Consider the following 22,618-nt stretch of genomic DNA (forward strand, 5'->3'; position numbering starts at 1 on the left):
AACTATTAGAAATAGTAAAGCGAAGGTAACTTTCAGTCTTCAGCAGAGACTGAAAGCAATAGAAGATTTGAATTGACCGAGCTCTTTGAGCGAGGGATACTTCTTGTCCGAAGGGAAAGAAGGTGGAACTGAGAAGAATTAAAACAATTTGAAGTTGTGAACTTAGAATTAGAGGTGTTGAAAATGAAAATAATAATTATATTTATTGATTTACTGATGGCAACTGTTCTCTTTTTTGTTGGAAGATTTTTTATCAAATCAAGGAATACAGAAAGAAGTGTGCTGTTTTTATCAGGAGATTATACTGGATTAAACACAGAGAAAATATGCAGAGTTACTGGAAAACGGATTAAGACATGGGCAATGCTCTTTTGTCTTGGCGGTATAATTGATTTTATCAAGCTGGGCGCAGGAATAATAATAGTTTCCGTTTTTTTTATTATCTTACTTGTATTTCATTTGGTTGATATGACTATAAATCGAGACAAGTACCGGGTATAAATTCAAGTTTATCGAATTAAGAAAAACGGAATTTAAGGAGGTGCTTATAAATGAAATTAGTAGATTTAGCAACAGGTTCTGATTGGATAGTGTGGATTGTCTTTGTGATATTTGCTGTATTTTCTATTATTTTACTTTCTGGACACGGGAGTTGGTTTATTTCCGGATATAATACGGCTTCAAAAGAAGAAAAGGAAAAATATGATGAAAAGAAGTTATGCAGAACAATGGGAATTGGAATGTCTATTATAGCAATTCTTGCATTGACAATGGGCTTGCTTGAAAATATTTTGCCTGCATTTTTTGTATATATTGCATTGGGGATTATTTTGGTTGATGTCGTAGTAATTATCATTTTAGAAAATACACTATGCAGAAAGTAACAACTTTTTAGTTTGTATGCGACAAACGTTTGAACACTTTTTGAACACCGCAACCGTGATGAAGTCTTCAAAGCCCCTTTCTATCAGTATTTGAGATTAAGAAAAACGGTTCGATTCCGGTCTGCGGCAGTGTTTGAAAAGCAGGAGAAACGTTGAATTTACAGCATTTCTCCTGCTTTTTGTTTAACCGGGATTCTGTTAAATACGCAATTTGCCGGCGTAGAGGCAGAAAAGTAGATACAGAAAGGAATGGAGGCATAAAAATGGGAGCATATCAACTGAAAAATGAAGAACTTACACTGACTGTTATTTCAGCAGGCGCAGAAATGAAATCGCTAAAAGACAATAAGACAGAGCAGGAATATCTGTGGCAGGCAGATCCAAAGTTCTGGGGAAGAACATCACCGGTTCTTTTCCCAATCGTAGGAAATTATGCGCAGAAGCAGTCGGTATACGAAGGAAAGACATATACGCTGTCACAGCATGGTTTTGCAAGAGACATGGAATTTGATCTGGAGAGCCAGACAGAAGAAGAGATTTGGTTTGTACTGAAAGATACAGAAAGTACTTTGGAAAAATATCCATTTCATTTTATTCTGAAAGTAGGATACAGACTCTCCGGACGTCAGGTGGAAGTAATGTGGAAAGTAGAAAATCCAAATGATAAGAAGATGTATTTTTCGATCGGAGGGCATCCGGCATTTAACTGTCCTTTGAAAGAAGGAGAAAAGCAGGAGGATTGTCAGTTGATATTTGATACAGAAGGACCGCTCACGAGCAGCATCGTGAATGAAGAAGGTGCACTTTGTCCACGGACAAAAATCTTAAATCTTTTCGGAAAATGTCTGAAGCTTGAGGAACATTTATTTGATGAGGATGCACTTATTATTGAAAATCATCAGGCACAGAGGATCGGTCTTGCGGATGCAGATGGAAAGGTTTATCTGGAAGTAGAATTTGATGCACCGCTTTTTGGAATCTGGTCTCCGGCAAAAAAACACGCACCTTTCGTATGTATTGAGCCATGGTATGGAAGAAGTGACAGAGAAGATTTTGACCATATTCTGGAAAACAGGGAGTGGGGGAATGAACTGGAACCGGGCGATATTTTTGAAAAGGATTATAAGATTCTGGTAAAATAGCGCAGAGGGTTGCGTTTCATGGCTCAGACTGATACAATGAAAAAAATACATGGAATATTAAAGGAAGAGGAGAACGTAAGATGAACTTTTTGGAAGAACGTATTGTCAAAGATGGAATCGTGAAAGAAGGAAATGTTCTTAAGGTGGACAGTTTTCTGAATCATCAGATGGATATTGAATTATTTGACCAGATCGGAGCGGAATTCAAGAAGAGATTTGCAGATAAGAATATCAACAAGATCCTGACAATCGAAGCTTCTGGTATCGGGATTGCCTGTATTGTAGCCAAGCATTTTCATGTGCCGGTTGTATTTGCAAAAAAGACACAGAGCATCAATCTGGAAGGGGAGATGTATGTAGCAGAAGTCGAATCATTTACCCACAAATGCAAGAACCAGGTAATTGTAGCAAAGAAATTTCTTTCAGAGGAAGATCATGTACTCATTATTGATGATTTCCTTGCGAATGGATGTGCGCTGCAGGGGCTGATTCAGCTGGTTACAGAGGCAGGTGCAACTGTAGAGGGAATTGGAATTGTGATCGAAAAAGGATTCCAGTCCGGCGGAAGAATCATCCGCAACCTTGGATATCCGCTGGAATCACTTGCGATTGTAGAAGCTATGGACAGTGAGACGGGTGAGATCACTTTCAGAGAGCAGTAAAAAGTGCAAAAAGACGCATATGCCTGAACAAAAATTTTGTCGGGCATATGCGTCTTTTGCGTATATGATGAGCTAAGTGCAGATTTGTATTTTCAAAGGGATCTGCATTTTTGATAAGCAGGTTTAGTCATTTTGCTCCATCCATTCATTTAAAAGCCTGCAATAGCGGTCGGTATCTTCAACGAAGCATACATGACGGCAGTCATCAAAAAGTTCCCAGCGTGAATTCGGGATACTGTCATACATGGTCTTTGCAACCAGTGGAGTGCACAGATCGTTGGCTCCGTTGATGATAAGTGCCGGCTCTTTGATATTTTTCAGTTTGTCACGGTACTCATAGTTGCTGAGATTTCCGATTGGCGTGTATTCATTTGGTCCCCACGCGGTGATATAAGAGTCTGTTCCAACCTTTTTTGGACGGCGCAGGCATTCAGGATCGGTGTCTTTTGGTACGCCGGCGGCATGAAGAAGCATAAAGCGTTCATTGGCTGCGAGATATGCCGGATCGTCAAAATTGCCGGTTGCTTCAGCTTTGGCAATGGCGTCCTGATCTTCCTGGGACATGAATTTGATCATCCGGTGTTGTTCCTGGGCCCACAATCTGGCAGATGGGTGGGTGCTGGAAAGAATAACGGATTTGATCCCTTCTGGTTTGTGATCGCATAAGTATTCGATTGAGAGCATTCCGCCCCAGGACTGTCCGAGAAGATGAAGTTCATTAAGTCCGAGATATTTTCTGAGTTCGATCAGTTCATTCATCCATGTTTTAGAACACCAGAGTTCTGAATGTCCTTCTACATAAGAATTACCGCAGCCGAGCTGGTCGTAGGAAATAATTGCACGACCTTCATCAGCAAGCCGGTCAAGTACTTCAAAGTAGTTATGTGTAGAACCAGGCCCGCCGTGAAGCAGAATGAGTGGTTTTTTATTGCCGGAGCATTCGCCTGCAATACGGTAGTAGGTTTTGTATCCAAGATAAGGCATGTAGCCTTCTGTAATTTTCATATTTAATCCCTCCTCAGTACATTAAGTTTCTTCATTATAACATCAAAATGAAGTAAGGGAAAGAAAAAGTGGAAAAATAAAAAAATAACGAAAAAAAATATAAAAAAATAAAAAAAACAAAAAAGTTGTTGACAAACAGTTGAATGATGAATATAATAATAAGAGTCACGCGGGTGTAGTTCAATGGTAGAACACCAGCCTTCCAAGCTGGATACGTGGGTTCGATTCCCATCACCCGCTTTTGTTATGTTTTAAATCAGGAGCCCGGTCGCCAAAGTGGTGACCGGGCTCCTGATTTATAGAGAAAAATTTAGTCATTTTTGACTGGTACGTTAAAATATCGGCTCGATTATAAGGGTAAAAGAAAATAGCCGCCAACTACTGGGAATAGTTGACGACTGACATTAGTAATAGTTGACACTATTTGCGGGTAGCCGCTTGCGGTTTCCCTCTTTATGTCTTAAATATAGCATATCTGGCAGCAGGACGCAATGGGTGAACGAAATGTTTACCAGTGTCGTAAATTTTTTGGTACTTACCTTGATTTTTTATCCCCACCATGCTATACTAACACCCGTTACAAAACCCCTAAAAACAAGGTCTTACAAGGGTTTCGCCGATTCCCGGCGTAAAATGAATCGAGTGTTCGTGACCTTCCACTCGTAAAACAAAACTAGAGGAGAGAATTTCATATGAAGAACAAGAATGTAGCATTTATGACTCAGGCAGCGATGATCGCTGCAATCTACGTGGTGCTTACTTATGTATTTGCACCATTTTCATTCGGAGAAGTACAGATACGTATTGCAGAAGCACTTACGATCCTTCCGGTATTTACACCGGCAGCGATTCCTGGACTTTTCGTTGGATGTATTGTTGGAAACATTCTCGGAGGAGCAATCCTGCCGGATATCATTTTCGGAAGCATTGCAACTTTGATCGGAGCATTTTTTACTTATCAGCTTCGTAACAAAAACCGTTTCCTTGCACCGTTACCACCGATTATTGCTAACACAGTAATCGTTCCGTTTGTACTTCGTTACGGATATGGAGTAGCACTTCCGATTCCGTTTATGATGTTGACAGTTGGTGTCGGAGAAGTTGTCGGATGTGGTGTGCTTGGATTAGTCCTTTATACTGCATTGAATCGTTATAAAAATGTAATTTTTAAAACAGCATAAGAAGATGTAAAAAGCGGACAGACTGAAAAGCTATTCAGCCTGTCCGTTTTTTATACTATTGTTGTGTATACAATCGTAGAATTTTACAAATTTGAGTGGAGATATATTTATGGAAAAGTGGATATGAATCTTCTATAATATAAAAAGAGAAACTGTAACCAGATGAAAGTTTGACAGTAAGGGAAAAAGGGAGAAATATGAAATATACAGTTGTTGTTGCTGATGATGAGGAGGAAATTCGCAGAAGTCTTGTTCGCAGGGTAAAGTGGGAAGAGATTGGTTTTGAAGTGGTCGGGGAAGCTGAAAATGGTGCAGACGCGCTGGAACTGGTTGAAAAGCTGGAACCAGATCTGCTCCTTACCGATATCAAGATGCCATTTTTATCGGGGATTGAGCTGGCACGGGCGGTCAGGGAAGTTTGCCCGATGGTACAGATCGCATTTTTAAGTGGATTTGATGATTTTACCTATGCGCAGCAGGCAATTCAATATAATATTGTAAGTTATATGCTGAAGCCAATTTCAGCAAAAGAGATCGAGGCGGAATTGATAAAGATTAAAAAAGCCATGGATCAGCGAGTGGAAGAATTTACAAAAGAAAGAAAAGAGAAGCTGGATATCCGCAAGACGCAATTCCTTATTCCGCTTTTGCTCGACAGCTTTCAGAATGAACGGGTGTCCGAAGAGGCACTTCTTGAGCGGGCAGAGGAATGTGAGCTGATCCGTAATCCAAAGCCGGATAATATGCAGTATGTGGTGCTTGTAACCGGAATCCGTGATGCAAATGGAAAGGATCAGACAAGCTATAGCAGTGTAAATGCAGTTGATATGATCCTGAAAAAATATGTTCATTATGTAAGTTGCCATCTGGAAGGAAGAGTGGTATCGTTGATCGCGACGACTCCGGGAGGTATGGGTAAGTATTTACATATTATTGTAGAAGAAATTGTTCAGAGTGTGGAGCGTATTATGGGATATTGCTGTCAGGTCGGGGTAAGCAGGAGTGTGAATACTCTTGGAAAATGCAGAGAGAGCTATCTGGAGGCGATGAATGCGCTCAGTTATTCCAGAAAGGATAAAAGCAGTGTCTATTTCATTTCCGATGCAGAGCACGGATCGGGATTGGAACAGGGAGAAATACAGGAAATTACAGCAACGATGGAGAATTTTTTACGTGGTGGAATGGCAGAGGATCTGGAGATTTATCTGGATGATCTGGAAAAGAAGCTGCGAAATGGAGGCAAGAATACACTGGTACTTAGTACGATACTTTTGACCGAGATTGGGGCGGCAGTATATAAGGTTATTTATATGGCAATCGGGGAATGTGGTGTAGAAGTTCTTCAGAAAAAATATTCCATGCAGCAGATGCGTGAAATGGAACGTATGGCAGAGAATTTTCAGATCATAAAAATGCTGTGTATGGAGGCTAAAAAAATGCTTATGGATCAGAGAAAGAAGAGCAGCGAGGTGATCTGCGAGCAGGCAGTGCAGATCATACAGGACCGCTATGCCCAACAGGATCTGTCTGTTATGATCATCAGTGAAGAGATCGGGGTGTCGCCGAATTATCTCAGCAGTCTGATAAAAAAGACGACAGGCAGTTCACTGGTTGAGATCCTGACGAAAAAACGAATTGAAAAGGCAATGGAGCTTCTGCAGTGTACCGGTATGAAGATCGGTGAGATTACAGAGCTGTGTGGTTATAAGGATCAGTATTATTTCAGCCACTGCTTCAAAAAGCTGACTGGAGTATCACCGAACAAATACAGGAGGGAACATGAACAGGCGTAAAAAAGAAGCAGATCAGCACAAGGGATGGAATATATCTATTTCCGGTGTGTTTATTGCAATGGTAATGGGAATCGTCCTGACTTCGGTAGTGGCTGCAACGCTTATTTTTGTTCAGATTTACCGGAATGCAATGGAGCAAAGTGCAGTGACAAGCAGTTCCCAGAGCTGTGAACAGGTACAGAATACGGTTGAGAATTATACACAGGATATGCGGATCATACTGGAAGGGATCGTGGCGAGAATGCGTCATGAGAATAATCATTCTGAGGAATATATCCAGAATCTGGTAAATATCCGTTCCGATGTAGTAGCGGTAACAATCTGTGGTGAAGATGGGGAGCTTCTGCGTTACTGGAACAGAGGGCAGAAGCTGAAAGAGAATTATCGCATTGTTCAGAGTACCGAAATGGAAGATGACGATGGCAGGCTGCGTATAACCAAACCATATGTGGAATCTTTGTTTGAGGGATATTATCCATGGGTTGTAACCGTTTACCAGAAGATTCAGAAAGAAGACGGAACCAGTATACAGGTAAATATTGACATCCGTTTTTCTGACATTGCCAATTATGTTGATGATGTAGGGATCGGGCAGCACGGCTATGCCTATATTGCGGACAAAAAAGGCAATCTGATCTATCATCCACAGCAGCAGCTCATTTATTCCGGGTTAAAAGAAGAGAAGGGAATGGATTTAAAAGAAGGGACACATATTCAGGAACAGGCGATCTATACTGTGAAAAATCTGGAGAACTGTGACTGGAAAATTGTAGGTGTCTGCTATGTAGATGAAATGATTACGGAGAAGGTAAGCAGTGCGGTATCCAGACTTCTGATCGTCCTGTGTCTGGTTATGGGAGCAGTCTTTCTTCTCGGATGGGCATTTTCAGAACTGTTCTCAGCACCGGTAAGGCAGCTTGCTGATGACATGCACCGGTTTGAAAAAAATGCTGAAAATTTTGTATTTGAGCCGATGGCGGGAACTACAGAGATCACGACTTTATCCAACTCATTTGAACACATGGTTGTGAAGATCCAGAAGCTGATGGAGCAGGTCAGACAGGAAGAAATCACACTGCGGAAAACAGAGCTGAAAGCGCTTCAGGCGCAGATCAATCCACATTTCCTGTATAATACACTGGATGCGATTGCATGGATGTGTGAAGACGGGAAAAATGAAGATGCAGAAGAGATGGTTACGGCACTTGCAAGGCTGTTCCGTATCAGTATCAGTAAAGGGCATGAGCTGATTCCGATCGAAAAAGAAGTGGAACATGCAAAGAGTTATCTGAAGATTGAAAATTATCGGTATAAGAACAAATTTACCTATTCATTTGAGGTGGAAGAGTCGTGTCTTTCGTATCTTTGTAACAAAATTACTTTGCAGCCAATTATCGAGAATGCAATTTATCATGGTGTAAAGCAGATGATCGATGAGGGTGAGATCTGGATCCGTATTTTTGAGGACGGAGAAGATATTATTTTCCAGGTGGAGGATAACGGAATCGGTATGACGGAAGAACAGTGCCGGGAGATTCTGCGCAAAGAGCCGGGAGACCGTACCGGAATCGGAATCAAGAATGTAAATGACCGGATCAAGATTTATTTTGGAAGCAATTATGGACTGAATATCACAAGTGAGCTGGATGAAGGGACCTGTGTGACGATCCGTATGCCGAAGGTCAGGGAGGAAGAATATGAGAAAAAGTAGAAGAAAACCATTTATTGCAATTGGTGCAGGTGTGATCCTACTTGCAATTCTGTTTTTTGTCCTGACGGGTGACGGACTTTGGGAAGGAAAAGAAGGCAGTACAAATAGCGTCATCGAGAAGAAAAAAGTAGTGTTTCTGACAAAATCCATGGATTCTTCTTTCTGGCAGTCCGCATATGCGGGAGCCGGTGCGGCAAGTGCGGAATATAATCTGGATCTGGTGTGCGAAGGACCGGATGGAGACGGTGAGGAAGATTATGAGGCGCAGAATGAAATGATAGACCGGGCAATCCGGGAACAGGTAGATGCACTTCTGTTCTCTGCCATTGATTTTGAAAAGAATGCGGAAGCAATCGACCGTGCGGCAAAGGCAGGAATCAGAATTGTGGTTGTGGACAGTCCGGTAAACAGTGAGGCTGTGGAATGCTATATTGGTACAGACAATTATGAAGCCGGATGTATGGCAGGAGAAGAAGTGCTTGGTAATCCGGCGGAAAATCTAAATATCGGAATCGTAAATTTTGATAAGAGTACGGAGAACGGGCAGCTTCGTGAAAAGGGATTCCGGGATACGGTTCTTAATGATGACCGGGCAAATATTACGGCGTCCATCAATGTGAAGTCTACGATCACCGACGCAAGAGAGGGCACCGAGAGGATGTTGCTTGACAATCCGCAGATCAATGTGATTGTGACATTTAATGAATGGACAACACTTGGAGTCGGGGATGCGGTAGAAGCACTTGGCGCCGGAGAGCGGACGCAGGTTGTTGCGTTTGACAGTAACGTAAAATCCATTGGAATGCTGGAAAAAGGAAATGTAGATGCGCTGATCGTCCAAAACCCATATGCGATGGGATACCTGGGGATTGAGCAGATCAATACACTACTGAATGGTCAGAAGCCGGAAAAGAAAGAGACGGCAACCAGCAGTATTTTGGTGACAAGAGAAAATATGTATGATGATAAGAGCCAGAAGGCGCTGTTTTCATTTGAAGAAAAGTAACGGGTGGAATGTTTGTAGCTGCTCGGAAGTATAGAAGCTGTAGTCTGAAAAATATTTGGACTACAGCTTTTTGAAGAATTGGGCATTTGAAACATTTATGGACGAAATTAAGTAAAAATTTATATAAACGTTGAAATTCACAAACCCCTCGTAGTTTTTCACATGGGTATTTTATTTTCTTCTTGTTATACTCGTATCATCAAGTAAACGTTATACAAGGAGGAACGAAATTATGAAAAGAAGAATTGTAGCAGCGATGCTCGCAGGTGTGATGGCACTTGGAATGCTTGCAGGATGCGGGGGCTCCGGTAAGAGTGACAGTGATGGTGGAAGCAGTGATAAGAAATCATCAGACGCTAATATCGCAGTATTCTACTATACCTATTCTGATACTTATATCGCATCTGTCCGTACAGCACTCGATGCAAAACTTGACGAGATGGGCGTTGAATATCAGGACTATGATGGAAACAGTAACCAGACAACACAGAACGAACAGATTGATACAGCGATCCAGACAGGTGCTACAGCACTGATCGTTAACATCGTTACATCCGGTTCTGTAGATGCTTCTTCACAGATCGTTGAAAAAGCAGAAGCAGCAGGAATCCCGGTTATCTTCTTTAACCGTGCAGTCGAAGATGACAAAACAGAAGGAGATGTACTTGGAAGCTATGACAAGTGTGCATTCGTAGGAACAGACGCTCCGGAAGCAGGACATATGCAGGGCGAAATGATCGGTAACTATGTAGTAGAACATTTTGATGAAATGGATCTCAACGGAGATGGAAAAATCTCTTACGCAATGTTTATGGGACAGCTTGGAAATGCAGAAGCTATTTACCGTACACAGTTTGCTGTAGAAGATGCAGACAAGATCATCACAGAAGCTGGCAAACCGGCACTGGAATATTTCGATGCTTCTAACAGTGACAAATACCAGGTTGACCAGGATGGTAACTGGAGTGCAACAGCAGCAAACAACTATATGACAACCAACCTTTCCCAGTACAACGAAGGAAGCAATAACATGATCGAGCTTGTTATCTGCAACAACGACGGTATGGCAGAAGGCGCAATCTCTGCTCTGAATGATAAGGGATACAACCTTGGAACAGGCAAAGACGGAAAGATGATCCCGGTATTTGGTGTTGATGCTACAGATGCAGCAAAACAGCTGATCGGAGATGGCAAGATGACAGCAACTGTTAAACAGGATGCAGATGGTATGGCAGCTTGTATCGCAGATCTTGCTAAGAATGCAGCAGATGGAAAAGATCTGATGGATGGAACAGATTCTTACAACATTTCTGATAAAGTAAGCAACAAGATCTTCATTCCTTACCAGGAATACTCAGGAAAATAAAAATGTAAAAAATAAAGGTGGCGGCCAGGTGGTTGGCCAGCCACCTTTTCCAAAGTTGTGACGCAGCCGGATGGAACTGCATAGTGGCAGGTTCGAAAGGTATGCGAGATTAGAAGATGAGAGACAGGAGGACAGCTATGAAACAGGATGTTTTACTGCAGATGACGGATATCTGTAAAGAATTTCCGGGCGTAAAAGCATTAGATCATGTGTCCCTGACAGTTAAAGCAGGCACTGTCCATGCACTGATGGGTGAAAATGGAGCCGGAAAGTCAACACTGATGAAATGCCTTTTCGGAATTTATGACAAAGACAGTGGCAAGATTGAGCTGGAGGGAAAAGAGATTAATTTCAAGAATTCGAAAGAAGCTCTTGAAAATGGAGTTGCAATGGTTCACCAGGAACTGAACCAGGCGCTCAAAAGAAACGTCATGGATAATCTCTGGCTCGGACGTTACCCGAAAGTGGGCGGCGTTATGGTAAATGAGAAAAAAATCTATGACGACACAAAAAAAGTATTTGAAGAATTGAAAATTGATGTAGATCCGAAAAGGATCATGAGTACGATGCCGGTATCACAGAGACAGATGGTAGAGATTGCAAAAGCAGTATCTGTGAATGCAAAAGTCATCGTATTTGATGAGCCGACTTCTTCCCTTACAGAGCAGGAAGTAGAGCATTTGTTTGATATCATTGAGATGCTGAAAAAGAGAGGATGCGGAATCATTTACATTTCACATAAAATGGCAGAGATCAAACGGATTTCAGATGAAATCACGATCATGCGTGACGGAACCTGGGTAGCAACAGAGAAAGCAGATGATCTGGAGATGGACGATATCATCCGTCTGATGGTTGGACGTGAGCTTACCAATCAGTTCCCGCCAAAGACAAATAAACCGGGCGATGTAGCGCTTGAAGTGGAACACCTTTCCGGAATGTATTCGATCCTGAATGATGTTTCCTTCAAAGCAAGAAAAGGAGAAATTCTTGGAATTGCCGGACTTGACGGAAGTGGGCGTACAGAAACTCTGGAGACAATTTTTGGAATTGCAACCAGGAAATCAGGAACGATAAAACTTGACGGAAAACAAGTCGGCAATAAGAATGCACAGGATTCGATCAAGAACGGATTTGCACTTCTGACAGAAGAGAGAAGAGCAACCGGTATCTTCGGCATCCTGAACATTCGTGAAAATACCGTTATCTCCAGCTTAAAGAGACACAAAAAAGGATTTTATCTGAGTGAAAAATCCATGAAAGAAGATACGCAGAAATATATTGATGCGCTGCGGACAAAGACACCGTCGCAGGAGACAAAGATCCGTGCACTTTCCGGTGGAAACCAGCAGAAGGTTATCCTTGGAAGATGGCTTCTTACCGATCCGGAAGTACTGCTTCTGGATGAGCCGACAAGAGGAATCGATGTCGGTGCAAAGTATGAGATCTATCAGCTCATCATCGATCTTGCGAACCGCGGCAAAGTAGTTATTGTAGTTTCTTCAGAAATGCCGGAGCTTCTCGGAATCTGTGACCGTATCATGGTTATGTCCGGTGGAAGACTTGCCGGAGAGATTAACGCTGAAGAGGCGACACAGGAACTGATCATGACTTACGCAGCAAAGTATGTGTAATTTTCAAACAAAAAGAAGGAGGCTTCCCAGATGAAAGCATTTGCAAATATAAAATCACGCTATGCAGAATACAAAGCACTGGATTCCGCAGACAAGGCAAAAGCGTGGAAAGAAGGACTTATCAATAATGCGATTTATCTTCTGATCATTATCGCAGTTATTTACACTTACACACAGAACAGCAGATTCCTGAGCGTGGCATCTATTGTTAACATTATCTCGCTGTCTGCAGCGAACATTCCGATCGCGTGTGGTATTGCAGGAACGATCGTACTTACCGGTACAGACCTTTCAGCCGGACGTGTTGTAGGTCTTACAGCATGTATTTCTGCATCACTTTTGCAGTCAGTAACTTATGCAACCAAAATTTTCCCGGATCTTCCGGTTCTTCCGATACCACTGGTTATTCTGATCGTAATCGTAGTCGGAGGTATTGTTGGATGGGTAAATGGATTCTTCGTAGCGAAATTCCACTTACATCCATTCATTGTAACACTGGCAACACAGCTGATCGTATACGGAATTCTTTTGATGTATATTATGCTGAACGGTAACAACGGACAGCCACTTTCCGGACTGGACAAATCCTTTAAGAATTTTGTAACAGGAAGTTTCTTAAAGATCCGTGGCGTTCCGATCCCGAACTATGTATGGTACGCTTGTGTTGTAGTTGTATTCATGTGGTTCATGTGGAATAAGACAACATTTGGAAAGAATATGTTCGCAGTTGGTTCCAACCCGGAAGCTGCTAATGTATCTGGTGTAAATGTTATGAGAACAACCATTCTGGTACATACACTTGCAGGATGCATGTATGGTATCACTGGATTCATTGAATCTGCACGTATCGGTTCCAACCAGGCAAATACAGGTCTGAACTACGAGTGTGATGCGATTGCTGCCTGTGTAATCGGTGGTGTATCTTTTGTAGGTGGTACCGGTAAGATCAGCGGCGTTGTTTTAGGGGTGTTCATTCTGAGAATCATCTTCGTTGCACTGCAGTTCCTGGCAGTAAGTCAGAATATGCAGTATGTGATCAAAGGTCTGATTATTCTGATCGCATGTGCAATTGATATGAGAAAATATCTGGTAAGAAAATAAAAAGAAAAGGCTGGGAAATGTTATGGACGAGAATAAGATGCCGGAGAATGACGGATGGAAGAAAAATGCAAGACTGGCGATTTATGCAATGGCCGGGTTTTATCTGCTGACACTGGCATACCAGATGTTCAGGGCGATTTCCACAAGTCATGGTAATGAACAGCTTGTTATGATCGTGGCGACGATTCTGTTTCTGATAGTTGGTGTTGGACTGATCGGATTTGGACTGATCGCAGGATATCGCAATATAAAAGCAGATCACAGAGAAGACGAAAAGTAGAAATCATAAATATTACCTCACAAGAGAAAACTTCCGGTAAAGTAAAACTTGCCGGGAGTTTTTTTGCGTATATGATGAGTCAGGTGCAGATTGGTGCTTGCACAAGAATCTGTATCTGACAAATATAGATCATCTCGCACCACATTTTCAAATCTCAAAAAATTCTTAAGAAAATCCCGCCCTATCTCTTAAAAAATCTCTGTTAATCTTGTATAGTATAGAGGAGGTGAAAAAGATGGCGAAAATATTAGTATGTGATGATGATAAAGACATTGTAGAAGCAATAGATATTTACCTGACGCAGGAAGGATATGAAGTCCTGAAGGCGTATGATGGCGACGAAGCGATCAAGGTATTGAAAAGTAATGAAGTTGATCTTCTGATCATGGATGTGATGATGCCGCGGCTGGACGGAATCCGGGCGACACTCAAGATCCGGGAAAACATGAGCCTCCCGATTATTATTTTATCCGCCAAATCAGAGGATGCGGACAAGATTTTAGGACTGAATATCGGTGCAGATGATTACATAACCAAACCGTTCAATCCGTTGGAGCTGGTGGCAAGGGTAAAATCCCAGCTCAGACGTTACACCCAGCTTGGAAGTACGGCGAGATCTGACAACCAGAGTGAGTTCCGGACCGGGGGACTTGTGATCAGGGATGATCTGAAAGAAGTGACTGTGGACGGCGAAAAAGTGAAGCTGACACCGATTGAATACAATATATTACTGTTACTCGTTAAAAATCAGGGAAAGGTGTTCTCTATCAATCAGATTTACGAAAATATCTGGAATGAAGAAGCGATTGGAGCGGACAATACCGTTGCCGTACATATCCGCCATATCCGGGAGAAAATCGAAATCAATCCGAAAGAGCCACGTTACCTGAAGGTAGTATGGGGTGTCGGATATAAGGTAGAGAAGATCGGTTAGGAGGTCTTATGAATAACAAATGGTATCAGAGCGCACCATGTAAAGGAATCCTGATCGTACTGGAGCATATTTTAGCGGTGGTGATGATCACATGTCTGGTTTTTACATTCAGTTATCCGGGCGATAATCTGGCAGGAATCCTGTTTGAAAAGCCACATAAGAAGTATGAACAGTCAAAAGGGTTTACCGACAAGCTGATGAGTGCTGCAAATGATATTACGGCTGCGGAAGGATACGACAGCAATTTTGAAACAGAAGGAAAATATGATGAAAACAGAATTGTAGATCTGAAAGAATATGATTCAGATCGTAAGATTTCAAATGAAAATGTAAATGGGCTTGCATACCGTCTTGGTGATCTTGTGAATTACTGGGAAAACGATCAGGAGATGTACTACGCAGACGGGACCAAGATGGCAGATGGAGACAATGATGATGAGATCATCGTCTGCCAGAAGGATGACGGAACCTACCATTATTACTATGAAAAAGAATTTCGTCGAGAATTTAAAAACGGGAACCTTCAGTTTGGTAATATGGATGAGGCAAAAGATGAATATTCACTGGAAAGCACCGGAGAAGTGATCGATTCTCTGATCAATGACTGGATCGAGAGCTCCGCAAGTATTTACCGCAATATTCTGGACAGTGAAAATCGCCAGGTCTACACAAAGTGCTGGCGGTATGACGGAGAAAAAGTTTCCGAAAACTGTGCACCGGTGGGCGCGAAGAATCTTCTGGAAGTTGTGAACAAGGATTCCAGATGGAACGGCAAGTTAAGTGATGCGATGTCCATGCTTGGAAATACTGTGGACAGTGTACGGGATAATTTTTTGACGTGGCAGTATGTAACGGAAGAATATAAAGAAGGTAATACCAATCTTGCATATATGATTGTAGATCTGGACAATAAAAAAGTTTATACCAACCGTCTTGCATATCAGAGATTTGATGAATGGGAAAAGAATCTGGAAAGTATGAAAAAGCTGGGAGTATATGCGGTTGCCACACCAAAGCTTACTGAGTACCAGAGTGATATTGATATGGACGGATCACAGTGGAAATCACTGATCGGTGGCAATATGTGGATGGATAATTACGAATGCGTGTTCGCGGTAGATACTTCCTATTCAATCCAGGATGACTTTTATCAGGAGAGCAAGATTTATCAGGAGTATGCACCGCAGGTAAGATTTACCTTCTGGATTGCGATTGCAACCGGATTTGCAATGCTTGTAATTCTGGCATGGCTGACAATTGTTGCAGGCAGATCAAACCGGGAAGAAGGCATTGTGTTAAATCGGGTCGATAAAATGAAGACAGAACTCTTTATTCTTTTGTCGGTTGCAGTTATGGTGATATGTATTTACGGGGAAATCAGTTTAAGTTACAGTCTGCTGAACGGAGTCTGGTTTAGCGGAGATGGTTTCAATGGCACATCGGTACTGATTTTTGCAGGGATTGTTGCGATAAGCGTTTGCATGACAGGACTTACTTTCTGGCTTGGAATGGTAAGAAGGATCAAGGCAAAGACCTTGTGGAAGAACAGTATTTTATGTCTGATCATCAAATACGTCCGGATTGGAATCCGGCATCTGGGGGAGGTCTGGAAAGCTGCGATTTTGTTTGGAGTACTGGTTGTAGTTCACTGGATCGCGATCGCCATGTGGGAGCCGGGAATCTGGCTGTTCGTAATGCTTGCGGCAGAGGCGGGGGCATTTTTCTGCCTGATGCGCAGAGCCATCGGAAGAGCGCGGATCATCAAAGGGGTAAAAGCAATCGCAGACGGTCAGGTTGATTATCAGATTCCGTTAAATGGACTCAAAGGCGGACAGCTTGAAGCAGCAGTCAGCATCAATAAGATCGGAGATGGACTGGACCGGGCGGTAGAAGAGAGCGTAAAAAATGAACGCCTCAAAACGGATCTGATCACAAATGTATCCCATGATATCAAAACGCCGCTTACATCAATCATTAATTATGTGGACCTTTTAAAGAGAGAGGATTTTGAGGATCCGAAGATCCGGAATTATCTTCAGGTTCTGGAAGAAAAAGCATATCGTCTGAAGACACTTACCGAGGATGTGGTAGAAGCTTCCAAGGTAAGCAGTGGCAATATCAGCCTGGAAATGATGAATCTGAATCTGGTTGAGCTGGTTAACCAGACCAGTGCAGAGTTTGAAGAAAAATTTGAGGCAAGGAATCTGAAAATGATCATGAATCTTCCGACCGAACCGGCAACAATCTACGCAGACGGCAGACGAATGTGGAGAGTTCTTGCAAATGTATTTAACAATGCGGCAAAATATGCAATGGAGGGAAGCCGGGTCTACGTGGATCTGGTTCAGACAGGTGAGGAAGTACAGTTTACGATCAAGAATGTATCAGAGCAGCCGCTGAATATTTCGGCAGATGAGCTGACAGAAAGATTTATCCGCGGAGATGTATCCCGAAGCACGGAAGGAAGCGGGCTTGGTCTTTCGATTGCACAGAATCTGACAAAGCTTCAAGGGGGAAAATTCGAGTTATATCTCGACGGAGATCTGTTCAAGGTACTGATCCGTTTCCCGGTTCCAAAAGAAACGGAAGATGTCTATCAGGAAGTCGAACAGTAACAGGTAAATATGGGGCGTAAGGGAAATTTCCCTTGCGCTCTATTTTATTTCGCTTTACAATAAAAACTGGATTCGTACATATAACCTAAAATGTAAGGGGAAATTAAAATGGAATCATTGAATAATATCTTAAAAAAGAGTTTAAATAAAGAATTTTTATCAGCAATAATCAGCAATCCACGTGAAAAAGGCGGAATTGTAAAGATTAAGATCCGCCCTGTGGAGCATAAAGACAATATTTTGTACCAGTGCGAAGAGCACCGGAACAACCAGGTATTTCACCACAATCTGAATGAAGAAGAAGCAGCAGGATATATTGAAAATGCCATGCAGGAATTCAAACAGATGCAGATGGAGACGAGAAAATTCCGCTATCAGGTTCTGGTCAGCAAAAAAGGGAAAATGACGATTCAGAGACGGCTTCAGACCGGGAGGTTCAAAGAGATTGATCTGTCACACAACCGGAAGAAGCATTATATCCTGGAGGAAGGAAAAGCAGTTCCATTTTTACAGGATCTGGGAGTTATGACAAAAGAAGGGGAAATCGTGCGGACAAAGTTTGATAAGTTCCGCCAGATCAACCGTTTCCTGGAGTTTATCGATATGGAGCATACACCGAAGAATATTTTGATACGGGCCGTTTACACGGGCAATAAAGGGAAAAATGCAGAGGCAATCCGCACATGTGAAGAAATGCTTCACATCGATCCAATGCTGGGGAGATTATTGGATCAGCAGAATGAAGAGGGAGAAAAAGGAGTATAAATTTAGCAGATTAAGATAAAGGGGACTATAATTACAATGTTTAAAAAGATAGCAATAAAGACAGGGGTACTGACTACTGTATTTATTCTTGCAGTTATCGTATCCAGTTATGTGACGAACAGAGGCAACACTGATATGAGTGCAGATATGGGAGGTGCGACACTGCCAAGAATATCCTTTATGACAGAAGGATATGAAGTGAACTCACTGCCGGGATATAAAAGCGATATGACGCTTACTTCAATGCGTGATACACTGACACCCGTCACAAATAACCAGTTGGATATGAACATTGCAAAATATGATAACCAGATCCAGAAGGTTTACTGGCAGGTATATACACTGAATGGGAAAAAATGTATCCAGGAGGGAACCATTAAAGATGTTCAGGATACAGTAACTTTAAATTTCAAGAATACGAAGATCCTGAAAGAAGAGAGGATTTTGAAAGTAACCTTGTACCTGGATAATCAGAATATTTATTTTTATACCAGGATCAAGAATTCGGCAGATTGCAACTATAAGAAAAGCCTGGATTTCGCAAATGATTTCCACAATGCGGCACTCGAAAATCAGGGTGATAAGGTCGAAAGCTATTTGGAAACAGATTCCAGTGAGGACAGCTCCACCTATCAGGAGGTTACACTTGCATCGACACAGTCACAGGTGACATGGGGTTCGCTTGCACCGCAGGTATCGGGAAATGTATACTGGGAAATTAAGGAATGCAATGAGAATTACACATCACTTGTCCTCAAATACCAGGTAAAGTGCACCGGGGATACTGATTATGCTGATCGGATTTACAGTGTAAAGGAATTCTTCCGGATCCGCACCGGGGAAGATGCACAACAGTATCTGCTTGATTATGATCGCACGATGAATCAGAGATTTGATGGTAAGACAACTGCGCTGAACCAGAAAGGTGTTCTTGTTGGGATTGCGCCGACGGACCTGGAGTATGAGACTAATACAGATGGAACCATTGTAGCATTTATAGAAGATAACCAGCTCTGGCATTATGATAAAAAAGAGGATGAAATGTCACTGGTATTCGGCTTCGCAGATGCGGAAAACATGGATGTGCGTACATTATGCGACCTGCATGATATCCGCCTGATTTCAGTAGATGAAAAAGGCAATACCACATTTACTGTAGTGGGTTATATGAATCGCGGTGTACATGAAGGGCAGGTAGGTGTAGCAGTCTATTATTTTGACGCAGAAAAAAATTCCGTTACGGAAAAAGCATTTGTCCCTAGCGAAGACGGATATTATCTGATGAAAGAGGATTTAGGTAAATTTGTATATTACAGCAATTCTGATGAAAATCTTTATGTAATGATAGATGGTACATTGTATCTTGTGAATCTGAAGGACAACACCAGAGAGGTGCTGGTGAAAGATCTGGAGGAAGGGCAGTATCAGGTTTCACCAGACGGACATCTGCTTGCTTACCAGAGTGAGGGCGGAAAGATCAATGAGTCGCAGAAGATTATCGTGCTGAATCTGAAGACGGGCAAATCCTTTGATATTACATCCGAAGGAGACGAATATGTCAAACCGATCGGATTTATCCGGAATGATTTTGCCTATGGCACGCTGCGTGGAAACGATGCAGGAACCAATATATCCGGACAGAGTGTGTACCCGATGTATAAAGTGGATATCATCACGCAGAAACAGGAGATAGCCAAGACCTATGAGGTACAGGATTTTTACATTCTGGATGGCTATGTGGCAGACAATATGATGACACTTAATCGGGTGAACAGAAATGAGAATACCTATATTTCAACAACGGCAGATTATATTACCAACAATCAGGAGAAGGAAGAGAGCAATATCACAGTTGAGACCTACAATGATGATCTGCGGGGAACCCTGGTTCGTCTTACTTATGAAAATGGGATCAAAGACAGCAAAGCAAAAATTTTAAAACCAAAGCAGGTATTGTTTGATAAACCGATGGTTGTCAGCTTTGATAAACCGAAGGTAAAGAATCAGTATTATGTATATGCACTTGGCAGTCTGCAGGGGGTGTATGAAAAAGCATCTTATGCGATCCAGGAAGCGGAGAAGATAAAAGGTGTGGTCATTTCTTCATCACAAGAATATGTATGGGAGTCCGGAAATACGCCGGATATTTATGAAGTAAATAATATGGATGAGTTCCGGACAGGAGAAGGTGAGAGTACACTTGCAGCGTGCCTGAACCGGATCCTGAAGCTAGAAGGCGCAGAAGATATAAATGCATCAACAGAGCTGGAAAACGGAAAGTCGCCGGCAGAAATCCTGACAGAAGCAACCGGTGGAGAAGGGTTTGATCTGACCGGATGTACACCGGAAGAAATCCGCTATACGATCAGCCATGAGACACCGGTGATCGCAATGCTCAGTGTGGATCACGCGGTACTGGTCATCGGATACACGGATGCGAAGTATGCTTATCTGGATCCGGCAGACGGAGAACGTCATTCCGCAACGCCGGATGAGATGAACGGTCTTGTAAGCGGAAGCGGAAATGTATTTATTGGATATGTAAAGTAAAAAATAACCGGATGGAGGAAGAAAATGAAAGATGAAAAATATTTAGAACTTCTGGCAGAAAAGTACCCGACAGAGCAGGCTGTGTGCCGAGAGATCATCAACCTGAAGGCAATCTTAAGTCTGCCGAAGGGAACCGAGCATTTCATGAGTGACCTGCACGGAGAATATGAAGCATTTTGTCATATATTAAATAACTGTTCTGGCGTGATCCGGGAAAAAGTGGATCTGCTGTTTGGAGATACCTTATCTGATCTGGACAGAGAAGAGATCTGTACCCTGATCTATTATCCGGTTGAGAAGCTTGCGCTGATCAAAAAAGAAGGGAAGAACAATGAAGAATGGTATCGTGTGATTCTGGGAAAACTGATTGAGATCGCAAGGTTATTTTCTTCCAAATATACCCGCTCGAAAGTAAGGAAAGCGATGCCGAAGGAATATGCATATATCCTAGACGAGCTGATTCATGTGCAGAAGGATGAGGATGACAATCAGCTTATCTATCACCGCAATATTTTGGATACACTTCTTGAGCTTCAGAATGCAGACGAGTTTATCGAAGTACTGGCAGGTCTGATCAAACGTCTTGCGGTGGATCACTTACATATTGTCGGCGATATTTTTGACAGGGGACCGTGCGCAGATCGGATCATGGATCTCCTGATGACTTATCATTCCATCGATATTGAGTGGGGCAATCATGATATTCTCTGGATGGGGGCAGCGGCAGGAAGCAGAGCCTGCATTGCAACGGTCATCCGGAACAATCTGAAATACGATAACATGAAGATCCTTGAAAACAGCTATGGAATCAGTCTCCGAAAGCTGACTTTATTTGCAGAGAAGATTTATCCGGACATTGATCCGATGAAGGCCGCCTTAAAAGAGATTTCAGTACTTCTTTTCAAACTGGAAGGGCAGGTGATCCTGCGCAATCCGGATTACAAAATGGAGGACAAGCTTCTGCTTCACAAGGTCGATGTTGCACGTCAGACGGTGGAAATTGACGGAAGGGAATATGACATTAAAGAAGAGACTTTCCCGACAGTCAATTTTGCGGCAGAAAATTTGGAGGATGTATACCAACTCACCGAAGAGGAAGAGCAGGTAGTCGAAGGTCTTGAGATGGCGTTTGTGAACAGCATCCGTCTGCGCCAGCACATTGATTTTCTGTATAAAAAGGGAAGTATGTATCGGATCTTTAACAACAATCTCCTGTATCACGGCTGTGTGCCACTTGATGAGAGTGGTAACTTTGAAGGAGTTGTATTTGGAAAGAAGCGTTATCGTGGAAGGGATTATCTTGACTATGCGGAGCATATTGCGAGAAGAGCCTGGTCAAAGGATGCAAAAGAAAAAGACAAAGACTTTATGTGGTATCTGTGGTGTGGTAGAAAATCACCTTTGTCAGGCAGAAATATCAAGACCTTTGAGCGGACTTATGTGAAGGATGAGGCAACCTGGCATGAAGAGTCGAACCCATATTACAGATTTTATGAAGAAGAAAAGGTCTGCAATATGATTTTACATGAGTTTGGTCTTTATTCTGAACGATCACATATCATCAATGGGCATACTCCGGTCCGGACTTCCAAAGGGGAGCATCCGGTTCGTGCGAACGGAAGACTGATGGTGATCGACGGAGGATTCTGCAAGAGTTATCATAAGACAACTGGAATTGCAGGATATACACTGATCTTCAATTCCCATGGAATCCGGATCAAGTCACACCAGCCATTCCAGAGTGTATTTGCGGCATTGACGGAAAATAAAGATATTGAGTCAAAATCGGAGCTGGTAGAGACTGAGAAAGAACGTCTGATGGTACGGGATACGGATACAGGAAAGAAGATAAAAGAAGATGTCGAAGCACTGAAAATGCTGCTTCGTGTTTACCGGGAAGGGGATCTGGAGTAGAGAGTTTGATTCCATTATTGATATGCATAATAAAAAGGATGCGGCTTAATCAGGTCATGATTTTGCAGCATCCTT

18 protein-coding genes and 1 tRNA gene are annotated in these 22,618 nt (G+C 42.3%); 18 read left to right on the forward strand and 1 reads right to left on the reverse strand.

All coding sequences use genetic code 11. The features are described from left to right. Nucleotides 1–183 precede the first annotated feature (183 nt). The 4 genes from PGU50_RS16440 (at nucleotide 184) to PGU50_RS16455 (ending at nucleotide 2,688) form a co-directional block, all read left to right on the forward strand. The gene (locus tag PGU50_RS16440) at nucleotides 184–501 is read left to right on the forward strand and encodes a hypothetical protein (protein ID WP_005611085.1); all 318 of its coding nucleotides are present in this window, start codon (nucleotides 184–186) and stop codon (nucleotides 499–501) included. 50 nt (nucleotides 502–551) lie between these two features. Continuing rightward, on the forward strand, nucleotides 552–884 hold the full coding sequence (locus PGU50_RS16445) for a DUF3784 domain-containing protein (protein ID WP_117455464.1): 333 nt from the start codon (nucleotides 552–554) through the stop codon (nucleotides 882–884). Nucleotides 885–1,147: 263 nt separating this feature from the next. Then, entirely contained in the window at nucleotides 1,148–2,026 is an 879-nt protein-coding gene (locus tag PGU50_RS16450) for an aldose 1-epimerase family protein (RefSeq protein WP_118199829.1), read from the forward strand. An 80-nt stretch (nucleotides 2,027–2,106) separates the two neighbouring features. After that, a complete protein-coding gene (locus PGU50_RS16455; RefSeq protein WP_022220300.1) occupies nucleotides 2,107–2,688 on the forward strand; it encodes a xanthine phosphoribosyltransferase in 582 nt (193 codons plus the stop codon). 123 nt (nucleotides 2,689–2,811) lie between these two features. Here the strand turns inward: PGU50_RS16455 and pepI are convergent, their stop codons facing one another. Beyond that, the gene (gene pepI, locus PGU50_RS16460) at nucleotides 2,812–3,693 is read right to left on the reverse strand and encodes a proline iminopeptidase (protein ID WP_118219325.1); all 882 of its coding nucleotides are present in this window, start codon (nucleotides 3,691–3,693) and stop codon (nucleotides 2,812–2,814) included. A gap of 169 nt (nucleotides 3,694–3,862) precedes the next feature. Here pepI and PGU50_RS16465 point away from each other — a divergent pair. The 14 genes from PGU50_RS16465 to PGU50_RS16530 all read left to right on the forward strand — a co-directional run bounded on the left by PGU50_RS16465 (nucleotide 3,863) and on the right by PGU50_RS16530 (nucleotide 22,543). Continuing rightward, a tRNA-Gly gene (locus tag PGU50_RS16465) sits at nucleotides 3,863–3,933 on the forward strand. A gap of 452 nt (nucleotides 3,934–4,385) precedes the next feature. Next, entirely contained in the window at nucleotides 4,386–4,874 is a 489-nt protein-coding gene (locus PGU50_RS16470) for a QueT transporter family protein (protein WP_008371036.1), read from the forward strand. A gap of 197 nt (nucleotides 4,875–5,071) precedes the next feature. Next, a complete protein-coding gene (locus tag PGU50_RS16475; RefSeq protein WP_117824388.1) occupies nucleotides 5,072–6,667 on the forward strand; it encodes a response regulator in 1,596 nt (531 codons plus the stop codon). After that, a complete protein-coding gene (locus PGU50_RS16480) occupies nucleotides 6,654–8,378 on the forward strand; it encodes a sensor histidine kinase (protein ID WP_118219329.1) in 1,725 nt (574 codons plus the stop codon). The genes PGU50_RS16475 and PGU50_RS16480 overlap by 14 nt, the downstream gene beginning before the upstream one ends. Further along, nucleotides 8,365–9,384 carry a substrate-binding domain-containing protein gene (locus PGU50_RS16485; protein WP_118219331.1) on the forward strand — a complete coding sequence of 340 codons (1,020 nt, stop codon included), beginning with the start codon at nucleotides 8,365–8,367 and terminating at the stop codon, nucleotides 9,382–9,384. Before PGU50_RS16480 ends, PGU50_RS16485 begins: the two co-directional genes overlap by 14 nt. Nucleotides 9,385–9,616: 232 nt before the next feature. Further along, a complete protein-coding gene (locus PGU50_RS16490; protein ID WP_117824391.1) occupies nucleotides 9,617–10,750 on the forward strand; it encodes a galactose ABC transporter substrate-binding protein in 1,134 nt (377 codons plus the stop codon). A gap of 137 nt (nucleotides 10,751–10,887) precedes the next feature. Then, the gene (locus PGU50_RS16495; protein WP_270247490.1) at nucleotides 10,888–12,384 is read left to right on the forward strand and encodes an ATP-binding cassette domain-containing protein; all 1,497 of its coding nucleotides are present in this window, start codon (nucleotides 10,888–10,890) and stop codon (nucleotides 12,382–12,384) included. 30 nt (nucleotides 12,385–12,414) lie between these two features. After that, nucleotides 12,415–13,485: a galactose/methyl galactoside ABC transporter permease MglC gene (locus tag PGU50_RS16500; protein WP_117824392.1), complete on the forward strand. Its 1,071-nt coding sequence runs from the start codon at nucleotides 12,415–12,417 to the stop codon at nucleotides 13,483–13,485. A 22-nt stretch (nucleotides 13,486–13,507) separates the two neighbouring features. Beyond that, on the forward strand, nucleotides 13,508–13,765 hold the full coding sequence (locus tag PGU50_RS16505) for a hypothetical protein (protein ID WP_022220688.1): 258 nt from the start codon (nucleotides 13,508–13,510) through the stop codon (nucleotides 13,763–13,765). Between the two features lie 235 nt (nucleotides 13,766–14,000). After that, entirely contained in the window at nucleotides 14,001–14,699 is a 699-nt protein-coding gene (locus PGU50_RS16510; RefSeq protein ID WP_117559421.1) for a response regulator transcription factor, read from the forward strand. A gap of 8 nt (nucleotides 14,700–14,707) precedes the next feature. Further along, complete coding sequence (locus PGU50_RS16515) at nucleotides 14,708–17,314, forward strand: histidine kinase dimerization/phospho-acceptor domain-containing protein (RefSeq protein WP_270247492.1); 2,607 nt, start codon at nucleotides 14,708–14,710, stop codon at nucleotides 17,312–17,314. A 108-nt stretch (nucleotides 17,315–17,422) separates the two neighbouring features. After that, nucleotides 17,423–18,079 (forward strand): hypothetical protein, encoded by a 657-nt coding sequence (locus PGU50_RS16520; RefSeq protein ID WP_270247494.1) that lies wholly within the window; start codon nucleotides 17,423–17,425, stop codon nucleotides 18,077–18,079. A 36-nt stretch (nucleotides 18,080–18,115) separates the two neighbouring features. After that, a complete protein-coding gene (locus PGU50_RS16525) occupies nucleotides 18,116–20,629 on the forward strand; it encodes a hypothetical protein (RefSeq protein WP_270247496.1) in 2,514 nt (837 codons plus the stop codon). 24 nt (nucleotides 20,630–20,653) lie between these two features. Continuing rightward, complete coding sequence (locus PGU50_RS16530; RefSeq protein ID WP_117559429.1) at nucleotides 20,654–22,543, forward strand: fructose-1,6-bisphosphatase; 1,890 nt, start codon at nucleotides 20,654–20,656, stop codon at nucleotides 22,541–22,543. The last annotated feature ends 75 nt before the right edge of the window (nucleotides 22,544–22,618 follow it).

Origin of the sequence: Coprococcus sp. AM11-30B (assembly GCF_027674365.1) — a bacterium.
Classification (GTDB): Bacteria; Bacillota; Clostridia; order Lachnospirales; family Lachnospiraceae; genus Allocoprococcus; species Allocoprococcus comes.